Below are 15,565 nucleotides of genomic sequence, written 5' to 3'. Positions count from 1 at the left end.
GTCACCCCGCGCTTCCGCGGCTGGCGTGGTGGAGGGTGCGCCCGCCGACGAGCGGCACACCGGGCGGGCGCAGATCCGCCCAGGCGTTCATCACATAGCCGGTGGGTTCGGTGAGGGTGCGGCTCCGGCGCCGGTCGTCGGCACCGGTGTCGGGCTGCTTCCGGGTGAGCCGGTCGGCCACCGCCGCGGGGCCGCCGTCGCGGTGGAGTTCGATCAGCTCGGCCAGATCCCAGACGGCCTCACCGGTGACGCTCAGACTGCCGGGCCGGTTGCGGGGGCGGGACACCGTGCCCCGGACCAGCAGCAGGGCGCTGTGGAAGACCGTTGCCGCGCACCGGTCATGGCTGTCCTCGAAGAACGCCAGGTCGGACAGGCCGGTGGGGTCGTCGAGGGTGACGAAGACAACCCGCCGGCCGCCGCGGATCGGCGGGGTCTGGGTCGCCGTCTTCACCCCGGCTACCAGCACGGCCGTCCCGTGCGGGAGTTCGCCGAGCCGGGCGGCGGGGGTGGCGCCGATATCGGTGAGCAGGGCGCGGTGGTCGTCGAGGAGATGGCGGGTGACATCCATGTCGAGGACGTCGAGTTCGGCGGCGAGCTGGTCCCAGCCGTCCATGGCGGGTAGCCCGCCGGTCCGGCCGGGGGCCGGTTCGCCTTCCGGCGCGGGCGCGGATACGGAGCCGGACGCAGGGGCGGAGCCGGGCGCAGGGGCGGAGCCGGGGCCGGGCGCGGATACGGAGCCGGGTCCAGGCCCGGAGCCGGAGCCGGGCCCGGGTCCAGGCGCGGAGCCGGGTTCGGCGGGCCCCGGGCCCTGCATGGTCACCGGCAGCGAGGCCACCGCGCCCGGCGCACCGGCGGCCACCGGACCCTGCGCACCCGCCGGGTCCTCTCCCAGCGGCAACTGCCCCGGGTCCAGCGCCGCCCGCCCCTGGCGGTGGAGTTCCGCGATCTCCAGCATCAGTTCGCGGCGGCCGCTGCGGTCGCCGGTGCCCAGCGCGTCGAGGGCGCCGACCCGGGCCAGCCGGTCGGCGACCGGGCGGCTCGGATGGGCCCGGCGCCAGAAGTCGGTCGGGGAGACATAGGGGCGGCCCGCGACGATCCGTGCGGCCTCCGCCTCGCTGATGCCCCGGATATGGGCGAGCCCCAGCCGTACACCCCATTTCTCGCCTTTTCCGCCAGACACCAGTTCGATCCTGGTATCCGTGTGAGACAGATTCACCTCCGGCAGCAGCACCGGCACCCCCCGCCGCCGGGCATCCGCGACGAACACCCGCTTGTGGTACATCCCCGGGTCATGGGTGAGCAGCCCGGCGTAGAAGGCCGCGGCCCGGTGGGTCTTGAGCCAGGCGGACTGGTACGTGGGCCGGGCGAAGGCCGCGCCGTGCCCCTTGCAGAAGCCGTACGCGCCGAAGCCCTCCAGCACCTTCCAGACATCCCGGACGGTCTGCGCCGCATAGCCGCGCTGCCGGGCCCGGTCGGCGAACCAGGCGCGCAGCCTCCCCTGCCGGTCCCGGTCGGAGAGCGCGCGCCGGGCCTCGTCCGCCTGGCCGAGGTCGCAGCCGGTCATGGTCGCCATGATCCGGATGACCTGCTCGTGGAAGACGACCTGGCCGCCGGTCTCGGCGAGAACCGGCCACAGGTCCTCGTGGGCGCAGGCCGCCCGGGCCCGCCCGTCGCGCACCGCGATCAGCGGGTCGATCATGTTCGCGGCGACCGGGCCGGGCCGGAAGAGGCTGATGTCCAGGGTGATGTCGTCGATGGTGCGCGGCCGCAGCCGCCGGACCAGATCGCGCTGGCCGGGCGATTCGATCTGGAAGCAGCCCATGGTCTGGGACGACCGGATCAGCCGGTAGACGGCCGGATCGTCGAGCGGGACCTGCGCGGGGTCGTCGAGGTCGAGGTGTTCCCCGGTGGCGCGTTCGATCTCGGCCACGGCGTGCGCGAGCGTGGACTGCATCCGTACGCCGATGAGATCGGCCTTGATGTGCCCGGTGTCCTCGACGTCCTCCTTGTCGAACTGGGCCATGGCGATGCCGTCGAGGGTGGTGGGGACGGTCGGGGTGCGGTCGAGCAGCCCGTCGTCGGAGATCAGCAGTCCGCAGGGGTGCATGGCCGTACCGTGCGGCAGCCCGTCGAGCGCCTCGACCAGGCTCCAGAGCCGGCCGTGGTCCTCGCCCGCGACCTCGCGCAGTTCGGGAAGCTCGCGCAGGGACGCCCGGACGTCCCCGGCGCGGATCTGGGGGAAGGCCTTCGCCAGCCGCCGGGCCTCGTCGGGCTCGATACCGCGGGCCCGGGCGACGGCCTCGATGGCACCGCGGGCGCGATAGGTCTCGTAGACGGCGAGGGTCGCGACCCGCTCACTGCCGAAACGTTTCAGCACTGCCTGGTAGACCTCCACCCGCCGGGCACTCTCCACATCGAGGTCGATATCGGGCATGGCGGTGCGGTACGGGGAGAGGAAGCGCTCCATCACCAGTCCGTGCGCCACGGGGTCGACCGGGCTCATCCCCAGCAGATGGACGACGAGGGAGCCGACACCGGAGCCGCGGGCCGCGATCCGTACGCCCATGTCCTTCACCAGCTTCACGATCTCGGCCATGGTGAGGAAGTACCCGGCGAGGCCCAGGCCCGCGATGATCCGCAGCTCGTCCTCCAGCCGGTCCCAGCGGCCGCTGTCGCGGTGGTGGCCGCGGTGCATCATCGCGCCCGCGCACCGGGCCGCCAGCTCGCGGTCCGCAGTACCCGCGGTGGCGCCGATGAGATGCGGCTCGGGCAGATGGAGCCGGCCGAGCCCGAAGGCGTCACCGGGGTCGACGACACAGGCCGCGGCGGTCTCCTCGGTCGCGGCGAGCAGCTCCCGGGCCCGGCGGACCGCCCCGCCGCCCCCGGCGGCTTCGGCGACGCGCTCGGCGATCCGCTCCATGTCACCGGTGTCCTTGAGCCAGCGCTCACCGCCGTCGAGGGCGCTGCCGTCGCGGGCGTCGACGGGCACGAGCAGCCGCGCCGAGTCCAGGATGTCGGCGATCTCGCCCTGGCCGGGGTCGGCGTAGCGGACGGCGTTCGTCAGTACGGGGGTGATGCCCTGCTCCGCGGCGAAGCCCAGCAGCCGGGCGGCGAGGCGGAGCGAACCGGGGCCGGAGCCGGGGCGGTCGTGGCAGGCGACCTCGATACGCAGGGCGTCCCCGAACCGGTCGCGCCAGGGGGTGACGAGCCGGGCGGCCAGATCGGGACGGCCCCGGGCGAGGGCCCGGCCGGGCTCGGAGTCGGCGCCGAGCAGCACGAAGAGACCGTCCGGCCCGGCGGGACCGGCGGCCGCGCGGTCGAGCGCCGCCCAGGCCGCGGCGGCGGGCCCGGCGGACCAGGGGCCGCCGGAGCCGCTCGTGCCGGAGCCGCTCGCGCCGGATCCGTTCGCGCCGCCCCCGGAGCCCCCGGGGCCGTCGGCGGCCCCGGCATCACCGTCGTGACCGGCGCCGGAGCCCGCGGCCGCGGACACCAGACGGCACAGCGCGGCCCAGCCGGGCGCGCTGCGCGCGAGAAAGACGGCCCGCTGCGCGGGCTCGGTGACGAAGACCCCGCCCTTCGCGGGGGTCCGGGTCCGGTGCGGGTCACCGCCGCCGGGGGTGCCCGGCCGCGGCACGGCGGGGACCCCGAGGTCCACACCGAACAGCGGCCGCACCCCGGCGGCGGCACAGGCCTTGGCGTGCCGTACCGCACCCCCGAGGCTGTCCCGGTCGGTCAGCGCGAACGCGTCGAGACCGCGTTCGGCGGCACGGCGGGCCAGGTCGTGGACATGGCTGGCGCCGTAGCGGAGGGAGTAGCCCGAGGCGGTACGGAGATGCGTAAAGGACATCCGTACCTCCTCTCACCAGCCACAACTCTCCCTCCCGTGTCGATGGGGCCCACGATAGACCTTTTCGAAGAAATGTTCGAAGACGATCGTCCGAAGGGAGTAGACGGCGGCGAAGTTCTTGAATCCACCATAGATGGAGATAAGGGGTAAATCACCGGCCCCGCGGCTCCCGCGGCCGCGGTCTACGCCGGGTCCGCCAGGACCATGTAGAGGCGCGTACCGGCGGCGCGATAGCCCAGGCGCTCGTAGACCCGGCGGGAGCCGTCGCCCGAGGACTCCAGCCATGCCGAGGCCGCGCCCGCCTCGAACGCGGCCAGGGTGAGGGCGGCGGTCACCGCGGCGGCCACCCCGCGGCCGCGGTACTCCGGCCGGGTACCGATGCCCGCCAGTTCGGCCGTACCCCCGGCGACCGGGGAGCAGACCCCCGCACCGGCGCACTCCGGGACTCCGGCGCCGCCCGCGCGCCCCGGCCCCACCGCGTCCGGCACGGCACCGGCACCGGCGGCGGTCCCGGCACCACCCCCGGAAACGGAAACGGAAACGGCAACGGAGCCGGAAGCGGAGCCGGAGACGGAAACGGAGACGGGGCCGGAAACGGGGCCGGAAACGGAGGGAACGGCCGAAGCCGGGACGCAGCGGACCGCGCCACCGGTCTCCCGGGTGCGGCGGAGCCCGGCCGGGCCCCCCGGGAACGGCTCGCCGCCGAACGCCGCGGCCAGCGCCGCGGCGACCCCCTCGTACTCCCCGTCCGTTTCCGGGGCCCCGGCCGCGGGCCCCTCGGGCACGACCAGCCCGCCGGCCGCGCAGACCAGGTACTCCTGCGTCTCCTCGACACCGAAACCGGCCCGGCGCAGCGCCGGGGCCACCGCGGGCGCGGCTTCGGGCGCGAACTCCAGCCGGGGGACGAGCCCGCGCCCGCGGAACGCGGCGACCAGCGCGGCGATATCACCGTCCGCGGGGCGGGAACCGGGCAGTGGGGTGGCGTAGTTGACGTACGGGCTGGCCGTACCGGGATCGAACCCCACCACGAAGCCCGCGACTTCGGCCACCTCGGGGCGGCGGCGGAGATGGGCGACGGCGAAGTTCTGGACATCGGCACTCATGGGGGCGGCGACCTCGTCGGGAAGGATCGGGAGGGAAGGTTTCCGGCAGCCAGAGGATCACGGAGCGATACCGGCCGGGAACCCCCGACCGGCCGGGGAACCCCCACGGCCCGCGTCCGGGCCACGTGTACAGTGCGCCGCATGGCATGACCCACCCGTAAACAACCGAAATAAGTGGATCAATCGGACGGCATTGTTAAGAATGCGTCAGTCCCAGGCAACCTCAGCGCGGTTTCCTCAGTATTGAACGGTGTCGGCCGGTATCCGCCCTCAGCGGCGCGGCCCTGACGGCACACGAAGCACAGCATTCGCACGACGGCACTCGTACAACGGCGTACCGACCGCGCCGCCCCAGCCCGGAACAGCCTTCCCGCCCCCTGTCGCGACGGCCCCGGCGGCGGCCCCGGGGGAGCAACTCATCCGTCTCCCGGACCCGTCGTTCCCCTATGACCGCCCTTTTCCCCGAACGGCACCGGAGCTTCGCGATGACCACTATGCCGCCCCACCTCAGCGTCCACCGGGTCGCGCCCGGCGTCCCCGGCGCGCACCCTTCCCTCACCGCCGCGCTGGCCGCCGCCGCGGCCGGGGACGAGATACGCGTCGCCCCGGGGGTCTACCGGGAGCGCATCCGCGTCGAGCGGGCCGTCCGCATCGTCCCCGAGACACTTCCCGGCGGCCCCGGTAAACCCGGCGGCGGTCCGGCCGGGGCAGCGGAGGCGAGCGCCGCCGCGGGCACGGTCGTCATCGCCCCGGAGCCCCGGCTGCCCGGAGGGCCCGAGCAGCCCGGACAGGCCGGAGATCCCGTACTGGAAGTGACCGGTGGCGACGGCGTCGAGATCCGGGGCCTGGTGATCCGTGCCGCCGCCGACCCCTGCACGGCTGACGGCGGGGACGGCGGACCGGCCGGTCCCACTGGCCCTGTCGGTCCCGCCGGGCCCGCCGTCGTCCTGAGCGGCGGCCGCACCCGCTGGACCGACGGCACGGTCGTCGGCGGCGGGCTGGAGGTGCGCGGCGGGGCCCGGCTGGAGCTGACCGGCGCCGTGGTGACGGGCGCCGGGCTCGCCGGGGTGCTGGTCGGGGACGAGGGCACGGCGCTGCTCACCGACTGCCGGATCCGGGACTGCGCCGGGGACGCCGTACGCGTCGGGGGCTCCGGCCGGGCCGTTCTCGCCGACTGCCTGCTCCGGGACACCGGCGGCACCGGGGTGAGCGCGGGGGACACCGCCCGGGCCGGGATCAGCGGCACCCGGATCGCCGGTACGGGCTCCGCCGGGCTCGCCGCCCGCGGTGCGGCCCGGCTCACCGCCGAGGACTCGGTGGTCCGCTCGGCCGCCGGTCACGGCCTGTTCGCCGCGGACTCGGCCACCGTCCGGCTCACCGGCGGCGAGCTGACGGACTGCCGGGCGGGCGCCGTGCACACGGGCGGCAGCAGCGAGACCGAGCTGCGGGACGTCCGCATCGGCCGGACACCGGAGCACGGTGTCCGGCTCGTCGCCGACGCCCGGCTGACCCTGGCGGACGGCAGGATCGCCGACTGCGGGCGCTCCGGTGTCGACGTCTCGGAGCGGGCCCGGGCCGAACTCGACGGGGTGACCGTCCGCTCCTGCCTCGGCGGAGTGACCTCCGGGGGCGGCGCCGGACTGCGTATGCGCGACTGCGAGATCTCCGACACCGGAGGGCCCGGGGTCGTACTGGGCCCGGGCGATCAGGAGATCGGTGACAGCCGGGTGGTGCGCGCGGGCGCCGCGGGTCTGGTGGCCGGGCCGGGCGCCCGGCCCCTGGTCACCCGGGTGGAGGTGGTGGCCCCTGCGGGTACCGGCGTGGAGATCGCGGGCGGCGCCCGGCCGGAGCTGCGGGAAGTGCGGATCGTACGGCCCGGGAAGTACGGGATCGCGGTCCGCGCGGACGGCGGGGGCCGGATCGAGGAGTGCGCCGTCCTCGGCGCCGAACTCCCCGCGGTCCGGGTGGACTCCGGGGCCCGGCCGCTGCTGCGGCGGGTACGGGTCCACGACGCGCCGCAGGACCTCGATACGGAGCCCGGTGCGGAACCGGTCGTGGAGGAGTGCGTGTCGGTGGGGGTGGCACTCGCCGTATGGCCGGCGCCGGGCGCGGGCGGGGCGGCCGGCTGACGGAGCCGTACGGCCGGACGGGGGATCCAGCTGCCCGGCACCGCCGGGCGGGGAAGCACCGGACCGCGCCTCGCCGGACGGGGAAGCACCGGACCGTACCTCGCCGGGCGGGGAGGCGCCGGGCCGGGCCGGCTTACCCGACGCGGTGGCCCGGGGCGCCCAGGGAGCGCACCTGGTCGTCGTACTCCCGCAGCACCACGGCCAGTTGCTCCAGCGCCTCCGGCGGAATCTCCGCGGGCGCGGACTCCACCACGTACCGGGCGGCGGCGGTCAGCGCGGCCAGCTCGTATGCGTGGAAGGTGCCCCGCAGTACGGTCGGGCGGATCCGTTCCAGTTCCATGGCGGCCCCGTCAGGCGGCGTCTTCCTTGGACCGGACGTACGCCGCGATCTCGGCCAGCTCCGCGGCGAACTGGTCGTAGTCCTCCTGCATACCGTTGATGTACGCGCTCCAGCCCAGACTGGCCTTCGCGTAGTGGACCGCTTCCTGGATCTCCTCGTCCGTGGCGCCGAACAGCCTGGCGGCCTCGGTGTGGAAGAGCGTGCAGTAGCGGCACTTGGTCTCGGCGTGGATCCCCACACCGATCAGTTCCTTGTACTTGTTCGGGATGAGCGTCTCGCCGAGTTCGAGCCGCTTGAAGATCTCCCACTCCGGGCCGAGCAGTTCGGTGGGGATACCGGAGAGGAAGTGCGGGACGAGTCCCAGCGTCTCCTTGATTTCGGCCTCGATTTCGGCACGGTTGACCGTGGTGGTCATGGCGATGCCTCCTGTGGTCGCGCACAGGGCCCGCGCATACCCGGTCCCGGGCCGCTCAGGGCCCATAAACACCAGCGTAGACCTCTTCGCGGCGACCGTCACCGGCTCCGTACCCCGACAGACTGGCGAATTGCAAAAACCTGCAATCCGCTGGATGCTGGACCGTCGGACGGACCGGGCCCACGGTGGTTCCGGGTACGGCCGCCGCCTGCCCCCGGGCCGTCCGCGACCCGAACCACGCCGTGCGAAGGGGATCCGAGAACCGTGTCGCTCCCCGGGCTGGCCGAACTCCGGGCCCTGCCCCGCCGCCTCGTCCTCACCCTCCCCAGCACCGGCCAGTCGGTCCGCACCGCCCGCGAGACCGCCGAACAGGCGCTGGTGGAGTGGGGGATCGGGCTCCGCCACCCGGTCGCGGACCCGGCCCTGCTGATCCTCGCCGAACTGGTCGCCAACAGCGTCCGGCACGCCGCGGCCCTCTCCCCCACCCTCACGGTGATCCTCGGGGCGGGCCCGGACACCTTCGCCCTCGCCGTCCACGACCGGCACCCGGACCGGCCCGACCTCCAGAACCGGAACCGGAACGCGGCCCGGGGGGCGCGCACCGGACCGGACCGGGACACCGGACCGGACAGCGGGCGCGGCCGGGACACCGGACCGGCAGCCGGCCGCGGGCTCGCCACCGTCATGGAACTGACCCTCGGTCTCGGCGGCACCGCCTCCGTACTGGGCGATCCCCGGCACGGCAAGACGGTCTGGATCGCCCTCCCCCTCTGACCGCCCGGGACGGGCCGTCACCGCGCGCCCTTCGGACCGCCCGGGCCCCGCCCTCCGACCGCCCGGGACCGCGCGACGGGCACCGCACGGCACGCGCCGAACGGGGCGAGGACACGCCACCCCGCCCACGGACCCGGGGCCATGCCCGATGATGAGCCCATGGTGGCGAAGAGTTCTCAGGGGACGCGATGCACGGTGCGCACACATCCGGCGGGGCCGGGCCGATGAGCGCGCCGCTGTACCAGCTGAAGGCGGAGTTCTTCAAAACCCTGGGCCACCCGGTGCGGATCCGGGTCCTGGAGCTGCTCAGCGAGCGGGAGCACGCGGTCTCCGAACTCCTCCCCGAAGTCCGGGTCGAGGCCGCCAGCCTCTCCCAGCAGCTCGCCGTGCTGCGCCGGGCCCGGCTCGTCGTCACCCGCCGCGAGGGCTCCGCCGTGATCTACGCGCTGGCCAGCCCCGAGGTCGCCGAGCTGCTCCGGGTCGCCCGGACCATCCTCACCGGACTCCTCACCGACCAGGCCCAGCTCCTGGAGGACCTGCGGGCGAGGGAGCAGCGGCACGGCCCGCAGGGGCCGTCGGCCCGCCGGATACGCCCGCGCCCCTGACCGGCTGCCCCGGTCCTCCCCCGCAACGCACCGGGCCCTCCCGCGCAACACCCCGAACCCTCCCTCGTACCGTCCCGTACCGCTCGCGTCGGCCCCGAACCGGCCCGCGCCGGCCCCGGAACGAACAGGCCGGGGCCGTACCACCACCTCACGGCGGCGGTACGGCCCCGGCGCTACCGGAGCACCGTCATCGGTACCCGGTACCTGGTTACCGGTTACCGGTTACCGCTACGGCGTCTTCTTGGTGATCTGAAGGTCGGCCGTCGGCTTGCGGACCGTGCCGCCCGGCGTCCCCGTCGTACTGCTGTTGTTCGACGACACCGGGTCCCGGGTGGTCGCGTCGACCGTCGCCGTGTTCCGGATGTCCGAGCCGTCGCCCACATAGTCCGGCGCCAGCTTGACCCGGAAGACCCAGGTCACGGAGGCTCCGGGGGCGAGCGTCGGCTGCGGTCCGCAGACCACCGAATCGCCCGAGATGCACTCGTCGTCGGAGGAGACGAAGGTCAGCGCGGTCGGCAGTACATCGTCGACCTCGACGTCCTCCGCCTGCGACGGCCCGTTGTTGGTGACCGTCACCTGGTACTCGAAGGTCTCGCCGGGCGCGACCGGCGTCGAAGTGACGGGCCGCTTGACGATGCCGAGGTCGGCGGACGGAGCCTGGACCGTGCCGCCGGGGACACCGGCCGTGTCGGTGTCGTTCTCGCTCGCCGGGTCGATGTTGTCGGCGGTGACCTTGGCGGTGTTCAGCAGGTCGCTGCCGTCGCCCTTGTACGCCGGGTCGACCCGGACGGTGAGGACGTACTCGACGGTCTCGCCGACCCGCAGCGGGGTGGTTCGGCGGCAGTTGACCGCCTGCCCGGAGACGGTGCAGCCGGCGGGCGACGAGGAGACGTACGACAGTCCGGCGGGCAGCTCGTCGGTGAGCCGGACGTTGAACGCGTCCGCCGACGGGCCGTTGTTGGTGACCGTGATCCGGTAGTCGAAGGTCTGGCCGGGGATCGGCGAGACGGTGCCCTCGGCCTCCTTGGTGACCGCGAGGTCCGCGTACGGCTGGTTGACCGCGCTGCCCGGGAGTCCGGCGGGCGGGCTGGTGTTGTTGCCCGGTGCCGGGTCGTCGGTGTCGGAGTCGACGACGGCGACGTTCTGGATGTCGGAGCCGTCACCGCGGTAGTTCTGGTCCAGCCGGACCGTGAACGTCCAGGTCTTCGAGGCGCCGGGGGCCAGTGTCGTCTGCGGTCCGCAGCTCACCGTCTGTCCGGCGGCGGTGCAGCCGTCCGGCGAGGAGACGAAGGCCAGCGGGGCCGGGAGGACATCGGAACCCCGCACGTTGACGGCGCGCGACGGGCCGTCGTTGGTGACGGTGACCGCGTACTGGAAGGTCTGGCCGGGCGCGATGACCGTGGAGGTCGTCGGCCGCTTGGTGACCCAGATATCGGCCTGCGGATCGGTGACCCCGCCGGGCGGCAGCACCGGCGGCGAGGTGTTGTCCTCGGGGTTCGGGTCCTCGGAGTCCGAGGTCGCGGTCGCCGTGTTCCGCAGGTTCGTACCGTCGCCGGTGTAGGAGTCGCTCAGCTTGACCTTGAAGGTCCAGGAGACGCTGTCCCCGGCGCGGAGCACCCCGAGCGGTCCGCAGGTGACCCGCTGCCCGGAGGCCGTACAGGGGTCGCCGGAGGAGACGAAGCTCAGCCCGGCGGGCAGATTGTCGGTCGCGGTGACGTTCCGGGCGTCCGACGGGCCGGTGTTCTCCACGGTGACCCGGTACTGGAACTCCTCGCCGGGCACGGTCGGACCGGAACCGATCGCCGTCTTCAGCGTGTTGAGGTCGGAGACCGGGTCGAACGGCCCGGTGGGGGTCACCGGGTCGGTCTTGTTGTTGTCCGGGTCGGGGTCCACGGCCTCGGAGGTGCCGGTGGCGGTGTTCCCGAGGTCGGAGCCGTCGCCCTGGTAGGACGGGTCGATCCGGACGACGAAGGTCCAGGTCTTGGTCTCGCCGACGGTCAGCTCGGGCTCCGGACCGCAGGTCACGGTGAGCCCGGCGGCCGTACAGCCGTCGGCCGACGACACGAACTCCAGGCCCTCGGGCAGGGTGTCCGTGGCCACCACGTCACGGGCCACCGAGGGGCCGTTGTTCCGCGCGGTCAGGGTGTACGTCACCAGCCCGCCGGGCGGGGTGGCGGCGGGGGCCGCCAGCTGCGTCACCACGCGGGCGGGCGTCAGGGGCGCCGCCGCGGCGACACCGGACCACAGGGGTACGGCGGCACCGGCCAGGGCGGCGGCGACCACGGCTCTCACCACGGATCGCGGACGCCGCCCTCGTCTGCTGCTCGATCTCATCTCGTATCGGGTCCATTCGTCGGGATCGGGGGTACGGGGGTCGGGTATACGGATCGGGGACAAGGAGGTACGGGTCACCGGAGCCGGGTCCGGGGCCGGGGCCGGGTCCGGGGCCGGGGCCGGGCCCCGGCGCCCGGCCGGAAACCGGGCCCGGGGCCGCGGGGGAAGGTCATCCGGGCCCGGGCACCCGGGTCGGTCAGTCGGCCCGCTTGGTGAGCGTCACATCGGCGGTGGGCGGGGTGACCCGGCCGCCCGGTACGCCCCCGGTGCCGCTGTTGTTGGTGAGGTCCGGGTCGTTGGTGGTCGCCGAGGCGGTCGCGGTGTTCCGCAGGGCCGTACCGTCCGCCGCGTACGCCGGGTCGATCCGGACCCGGAACGTCCAGCTCACGGACGCCCCGACGGCCAGCGTGGCGGCCGGTCCGCAGCTCACCGTCTGCCCGGAGGCCGAGCAGGAGGGGTCGGTCGACGACACGTACGAGAGGGCCGCGGGCAGCGGGTCGGTGAACCTCACGCCCCGGGCCACCGACGGACCGTTGTTGGTGACCGTGACCCGGTAGTCGAAGGTCTGCCCCGGGGAGACGGGGGTAGTGGTCACGGGCGCCTTGGCGGTGCGCAGATCGGCGCGCGGTTCGGTGACGCCGCCGGGCGGGGTGACCGCGGACGTGGTGTTGTTGGCCTGGTTCGGGTCGGCGACACCGTGGCTTACGGTCGCCGTATTGCCCAGGTCGCTGCCGTTGCCGGTATAGGTGTCGGCGAGTTTCACCCGGAAGGTCCAGGACTGGGTGCCGCCCGCGGCCATCGTCGCAGCGGTGGGGCAGGTGACGGTCTGCCCGGACGCCGTACAGCCGTCCGTCGAGGAGACGAAGGTCAGCCCGGCCGGCAGGGTGTCGGTGATCCTGACATTGGTGGTGCCGGAGGGGCCCGCGTTGCTCGCCGTCACCCGGTAGTCGAAGGTCTGCCCGGGGGTGACCGGCCCGCTGCCGACGCCCGCTTTGGTCACCGAGACGTCCGCGAGCGCGGTGACCGTGGTGGTCGCGGACGCGCTGTCGTTGGCGGAGTTGGTATCGGTGCGGTCCGTCGGCGGGAAGACGGTGGCGGTGTTGGTGAGTGTGCCCGCCGTGCTCGGTGCGGTGCCTCTGATGGTGTACGTCGCCGAGCCGTTGCGCAGCAGGTTCGAGGAGGCGGTGATGCTGTTCCCGCTGCCGGACGGCTGGACGCAACTGCTGCCGGTGGTCGCGGTGCAGGTCCAGGTCACATTGGTCAGCCCGGGGACGGAGTCCCGCAGGATCGCGCCCGTGACGTCGTTGGCGCCGCTGTTGGCGACGGTGACGGTATAGGTGACGGGGTCGCCCGCACGGGCGGTGGCGGGGCTGCCGGTCTTGGTGACCGACAGATCCGCCGGGACGTTGATCTTGAGGTCGCCGATCTCGTGGATATTGGTGGCGAGTCCGGTGCCGCCGGAGAAGCCGACCTTCAGCGTCGAGGGGAGGGCGGGCTGGTTGGTGATGGTGGAGACGTCGTAGTCGGTGATGACCTGGGTGAGGGCGGTACCGGGGCCGGTGTCGGACCAGACGGAGACCAGCAGCCGGCTGCCGCTGGGGGTGACGGTGACCCGGACGGTCCGGTAGTCGCCGCGGCCCTGGGTCTCGACGGTGCCGCCGGGTCCGGCGGCCGAGGTGCCGAAGCGGTAGCCGGTGTTCCCGTTGCCGCCGCCGCGGAGGACGATCCGGTTGGCCTGGCCGCCGGGGCCGCCGTTGCCGACGGCGTTGGAGGAGAAGTTGCCGAACTCGTCGAGGCCGATGCCGAGGAAGGCGCCGGGGACGCCCCCACGGTTGCAGGGCGGGCCGCCGCCGCAGGCGTAGCCGAGGCTGCCGCCGGGGGCGCCGGTGCCGTTGGCGGCGGAGCCGTCGGCGAGGAAGAAGGTGAGGCCGTCGCCGCGCTTCCCGTCGAAGGTGGCACCGCCGTAGGTGGCGTAGGTGAACTCGGCGACGATCCCCAGGCCGGTGGAGAAGGAGTCGTTCATCTCCCAGCCGCCGGCCTGGGTGGTGGCGGCGCTGGTGAGCCGGAGCCAGCCGCCGCTCACATAACTGGCATTGCCGGTGAGGCTGCCGAGATTGCCGACCGCGCTGTCGAAGGGCTCGTGGACGGGGAAGCTCAGCATCGCGCGGGGCGCGGCCGCGGCGGTGTTCGGCGGCGGGGCGGTGAACAGGGTGAGGGTGGCGGCGAGGGCGAGGGCGAGCACCGCCAGGAACCGTCGGCCGGAGTGGAGTCTCATGGGCGCGCGGCCTCCTCCGGGTCGCCCGGGAGACCGGGGGCACGGAGGTGTCTGCGGGAGAGCAGGACGAGGGCGCCGCCGGTGGCCAGGGTCAGCCCGGCGGACCAGGGCAGCCAGCCCGGCAGGTCCTTGCCGGTGTGGGCGAGCTGGTGCGGCTGATGGGGCGGCCGGTGGTGCGGAGGCTTGCCGGACTCACCGGGCTCACCGGGTTCCTGGGGCTTGTGGGGCTTCTGCCCGGGGTGCTCCAGATAGAGGGGGCCGCCGTCGGGGCCGGTGGTGCCGGGCCGGTTGCCGTTGTTGGCGGGTACCGGGTCATGGGTCCGTGAGATGACGAAGGCGGTGTTCTCCAGGGCGCAGCGGCTGTGCCCGGAGTGGTCCCCGCCGCCACCGCCACCTCCGCCGCCGCGGGTGGTCGCGTCCTCCCGTACCCGTACGACGATGTCGTACACGGTGGACTCCCCGGCCGGCAGCGCGGCCAGCTCCGGACAGACGACCGTACGGTCGTCCTCGTCCGAGATCCGGCAGCCGTCCGGCGACGATACGAAGGCCAGCGCGGCCGGGAGGGGGTCGGTGACCCGGACCCCGGCCGCGGTCGCGGGCCCGTTGTTGTAGACGGTGATGCGGTACGTGAAGGTCTCGCCGGGTGTGACGGTGTCGCGTCCCCGGGGCAGCAGCGCGGTCTTGGTCAGCGCGAGGTCGGCGACACCGGTGCCCGGCGGGACCGGGACACCGGTGTGGACGGCGGTGTTGTTCTCGTCGTCGGGGTCCGCCGTGTCCGAGGTGACGGTGGCGACATTGGTGATGTCGGAGCCGTCGCCCGTGTAGTCGTCGGCGGGGCGGACGGTGAGCAGCCAGGTATGGGTCTCGCCGACGTCGAGGGTGGCCAGCGGGCCGCAGGTGACGGTCTGCCCGACGGCCGTACAGCCGTCGGAGGAGGAGACGAAAACGAGGGAGTCGGGGAGCCGGTCGGTGACGACGACCTCGACGGCCTGGGAGGGGCCGTGGTTCACGACGGAGACGCGGTAGGTGTAGGTGTACCCGGCCTCGGTGGCATCGGACGCCGCACCCGTGGCCTCGGCGCCCGCGGGCCCGGCGAGGGCGGCGGGCCCGTCCCCGAGCCGGGCGGACGCGGTCCCGTCCCCGGCTTCGACTTCCGCTCCGGTGGCCGCTTCCCAGCGCACGGCGAGATCGGCGCGCCCGCGGGCGCGGCCGTCGGGGGACTCAGAGGTCTTGCCGACCCCGTCCGCCTTCTCCGCCTTCTTCGTCTTCGGGGCCTTGCCGGTGTGCTTCCCGCCGGTACGGGACTTCCCCGTACGGCCCCGGTCCTTCCCCTTCCCCTTCCCTCCCCCTACCGCTTCCTCATCCCCTGACCCGGCATCAGCTCTCTTTCGCCCGCCGGTATCCACCGCGTCCGCCGTATCCACGACATCCACGGCGCCCGCGGTCTCCGTCATCTCCGCGGCACCGCCCCCTGCCGTGGTATCCGTGGCGCTTCCCGCCCTCGCGGTACTCGCGGCGCTCGCGCTCACGGGTGAGGTCAGTGCGAGGAGCCCCACTCCCAGCGCACAGCAGACTGCCGTCAGACGGCTTGTGCGGCGGCCGCCCGGGACGGGCCGTCGCCCAGGAATGCGTTTCATGAGTGGTGCCCTCCGTGATCACCGATCCTTGGTCCACGGACTGCTCACTCCCCCACGCGTGATCATTTCATCGGATAAATAGCATCTAAGTACCTCTTATGGCTCT

10 protein-coding genes are annotated in these 15,565 nt (G+C 73.9%); 3 read left to right on the top strand and 7 right to left on the bottom strand.

What is annotated here, in order from left to right; translation table 11 throughout:
• Position 1: 1 nt before the first annotated feature.
• Together ACWDR0_RS03650 and ACWDR0_RS03645 are read right to left on the bottom strand one after the other, a co-directional pair.
• A complete protein-coding gene (locus ACWDR0_RS03650) occupies positions 2–3,847 on the bottom strand; it encodes a helix-hairpin-helix domain-containing protein (RefSeq protein ID WP_456349960.1) in 3,846 nt (1,281 codons plus the stop codon).
• Positions 3,848–4,029: 182 nt separating this feature from the next.
• Positions 4,030–4,950 carry a GNAT family N-acetyltransferase gene (locus ACWDR0_RS03645; RefSeq protein WP_456349959.1) on the bottom strand — a complete coding sequence of 307 codons (921 nt, stop codon included), beginning with the start codon at positions 4,948–4,950 and terminating at the stop codon, positions 4,030–4,032.
• A gap of 485 nt (positions 4,951–5,435) precedes the next feature.
• Between ACWDR0_RS03645 and ACWDR0_RS03640 the strand changes: the two genes are divergently transcribed.
• Complete coding sequence (locus tag ACWDR0_RS03640) at positions 5,436–7,079, top strand: right-handed parallel beta-helix repeat-containing protein (RefSeq protein WP_456349958.1); 1,644 nt, start codon at positions 5,436–5,438, stop codon at positions 7,077–7,079.
• Positions 7,080–7,212: 133 nt separating this feature from the next.
• Here ACWDR0_RS03640 and ACWDR0_RS03635 read toward each other — a convergent pair whose 3' ends face one another.
• Together ACWDR0_RS03635 and ACWDR0_RS03630 are read right to left on the bottom strand one after the other, a co-directional pair.
• The gene (locus ACWDR0_RS03635; protein WP_456349957.1) at positions 7,213–7,419 is read right to left on the bottom strand and encodes a hypothetical protein; all 207 of its coding nucleotides are present in this window, start codon (positions 7,417–7,419) and stop codon (positions 7,213–7,215) included.
• 10 nt (positions 7,420–7,429) lie between these two features.
• Positions 7,430–7,834: a carboxymuconolactone decarboxylase family protein gene (locus tag ACWDR0_RS03630; protein WP_456349956.1), complete on the bottom strand. Its 405-nt coding sequence runs from the start codon at positions 7,832–7,834 to the stop codon at positions 7,430–7,432.
• A gap of 264 nt (positions 7,835–8,098) precedes the next feature.
• Between ACWDR0_RS03630 and ACWDR0_RS03625 the strand changes: the two genes are divergently transcribed.
• Positions 8,099–8,608, top strand: coding sequence for an ATP-binding protein (locus ACWDR0_RS03625; RefSeq protein WP_456349955.1), 510 nt, complete (start codon positions 8,099–8,101; stop codon positions 8,606–8,608).
• A 224-nt stretch (positions 8,609–8,832) separates the two neighbouring features.
• Positions 8,833–9,213 carry an ArsR/SmtB family transcription factor gene (locus ACWDR0_RS03620; protein ID WP_456349954.1) on the top strand — a complete coding sequence of 127 codons (381 nt, stop codon included), beginning with the start codon at positions 8,833–8,835 and terminating at the stop codon, positions 9,211–9,213.
• Between the two features lie 228 nt (positions 9,214–9,441).
• On the opposite strand, the gene ACWDR0_RS03615 is transcribed toward ACWDR0_RS03620, so the two are convergent.
• The 3 genes from ACWDR0_RS03615 to ACWDR0_RS03605 form a co-directional block, all read right to left on the bottom strand.
• Positions 9,442–11,496 carry a DUF7507 domain-containing protein gene (locus ACWDR0_RS03615; RefSeq protein WP_456349953.1) on the bottom strand — a complete coding sequence of 685 codons (2,055 nt, stop codon included), beginning with the start codon at positions 11,494–11,496 and terminating at the stop codon, positions 9,442–9,444.
• 247 nt (positions 11,497–11,743) lie between these two features.
• Positions 11,744–13,822 carry an isopeptide-forming domain-containing fimbrial protein gene (locus ACWDR0_RS03610; protein WP_456349952.1) on the bottom strand — a complete coding sequence of 693 codons (2,079 nt, stop codon included), beginning with the start codon at positions 13,820–13,822 and terminating at the stop codon, positions 11,744–11,746.
• Positions 13,819–15,276: a DUF11 domain-containing protein gene (locus ACWDR0_RS03605; RefSeq protein ID WP_456349951.1), complete on the bottom strand. Its 1,458-nt coding sequence runs from the start codon at positions 15,274–15,276 to the stop codon at positions 13,819–13,821. Before ACWDR0_RS03605 ends, ACWDR0_RS03610 begins: the two co-directional genes overlap by 4 nt.
• Positions 15,277–15,565 lie beyond the last annotated feature (289 nt).

Source organism: Streptomyces sp. NPDC003691, assembly GCF_053981115.1.
Note: the sequence above shows the minus strand (reverse complement) of the source record. Positions and strands in the feature narration are given on the sequence as shown.

Coding starts and splice junctions, on each gene's coding strand:
- ACWDR0_RS03635 (WP_456349957.1), bottom strand. CDS start 7,419: ATGGAACTGGAACGGATCCGCCCGACCGTACTGCGGGGCACCTTCCAC.
- ACWDR0_RS03630 (WP_456349956.1), bottom strand. CDS start 7,834: ATGACCACCACGGTCAACCGTGCCGAAATCGAGGCCGAAATCAAGGAG.
- ACWDR0_RS03650 (WP_456349960.1), bottom strand. CDS start 3,847: ATGTCCTTTACGCATCTCCGTACCGCCTCGGGCTACTCCCTCCGCTAC.
- ACWDR0_RS03605 (WP_456349951.1), bottom strand. CDS start 15,276: ATGACGGAGACCGCGGGCGCCGTGGATGTCGTGGATACGGCGGACGCG.
- ACWDR0_RS03620 (WP_456349954.1), top strand. CDS start 8,833: ATGAGCGCGCCGCTGTACCAGCTGAAGGCGGAGTTCTTCAAAACCCTG.
- ACWDR0_RS03610 (WP_456349952.1), bottom strand. CDS start 13,822: ATGAGACTCCACTCCGGCCGACGGTTCCTGGCGGTGCTCGCCCTCGCC.
- ACWDR0_RS03640 (WP_456349958.1), top strand. CDS start 5,436: ATGACCACTATGCCGCCCCACCTCAGCGTCCACCGGGTCGCGCCCGGC.
- ACWDR0_RS03645 (WP_456349959.1), bottom strand. CDS start 4,950: ATGAGTGCCGATGTCCAGAACTTCGCCGTCGCCCATCTCCGCCGCCGC.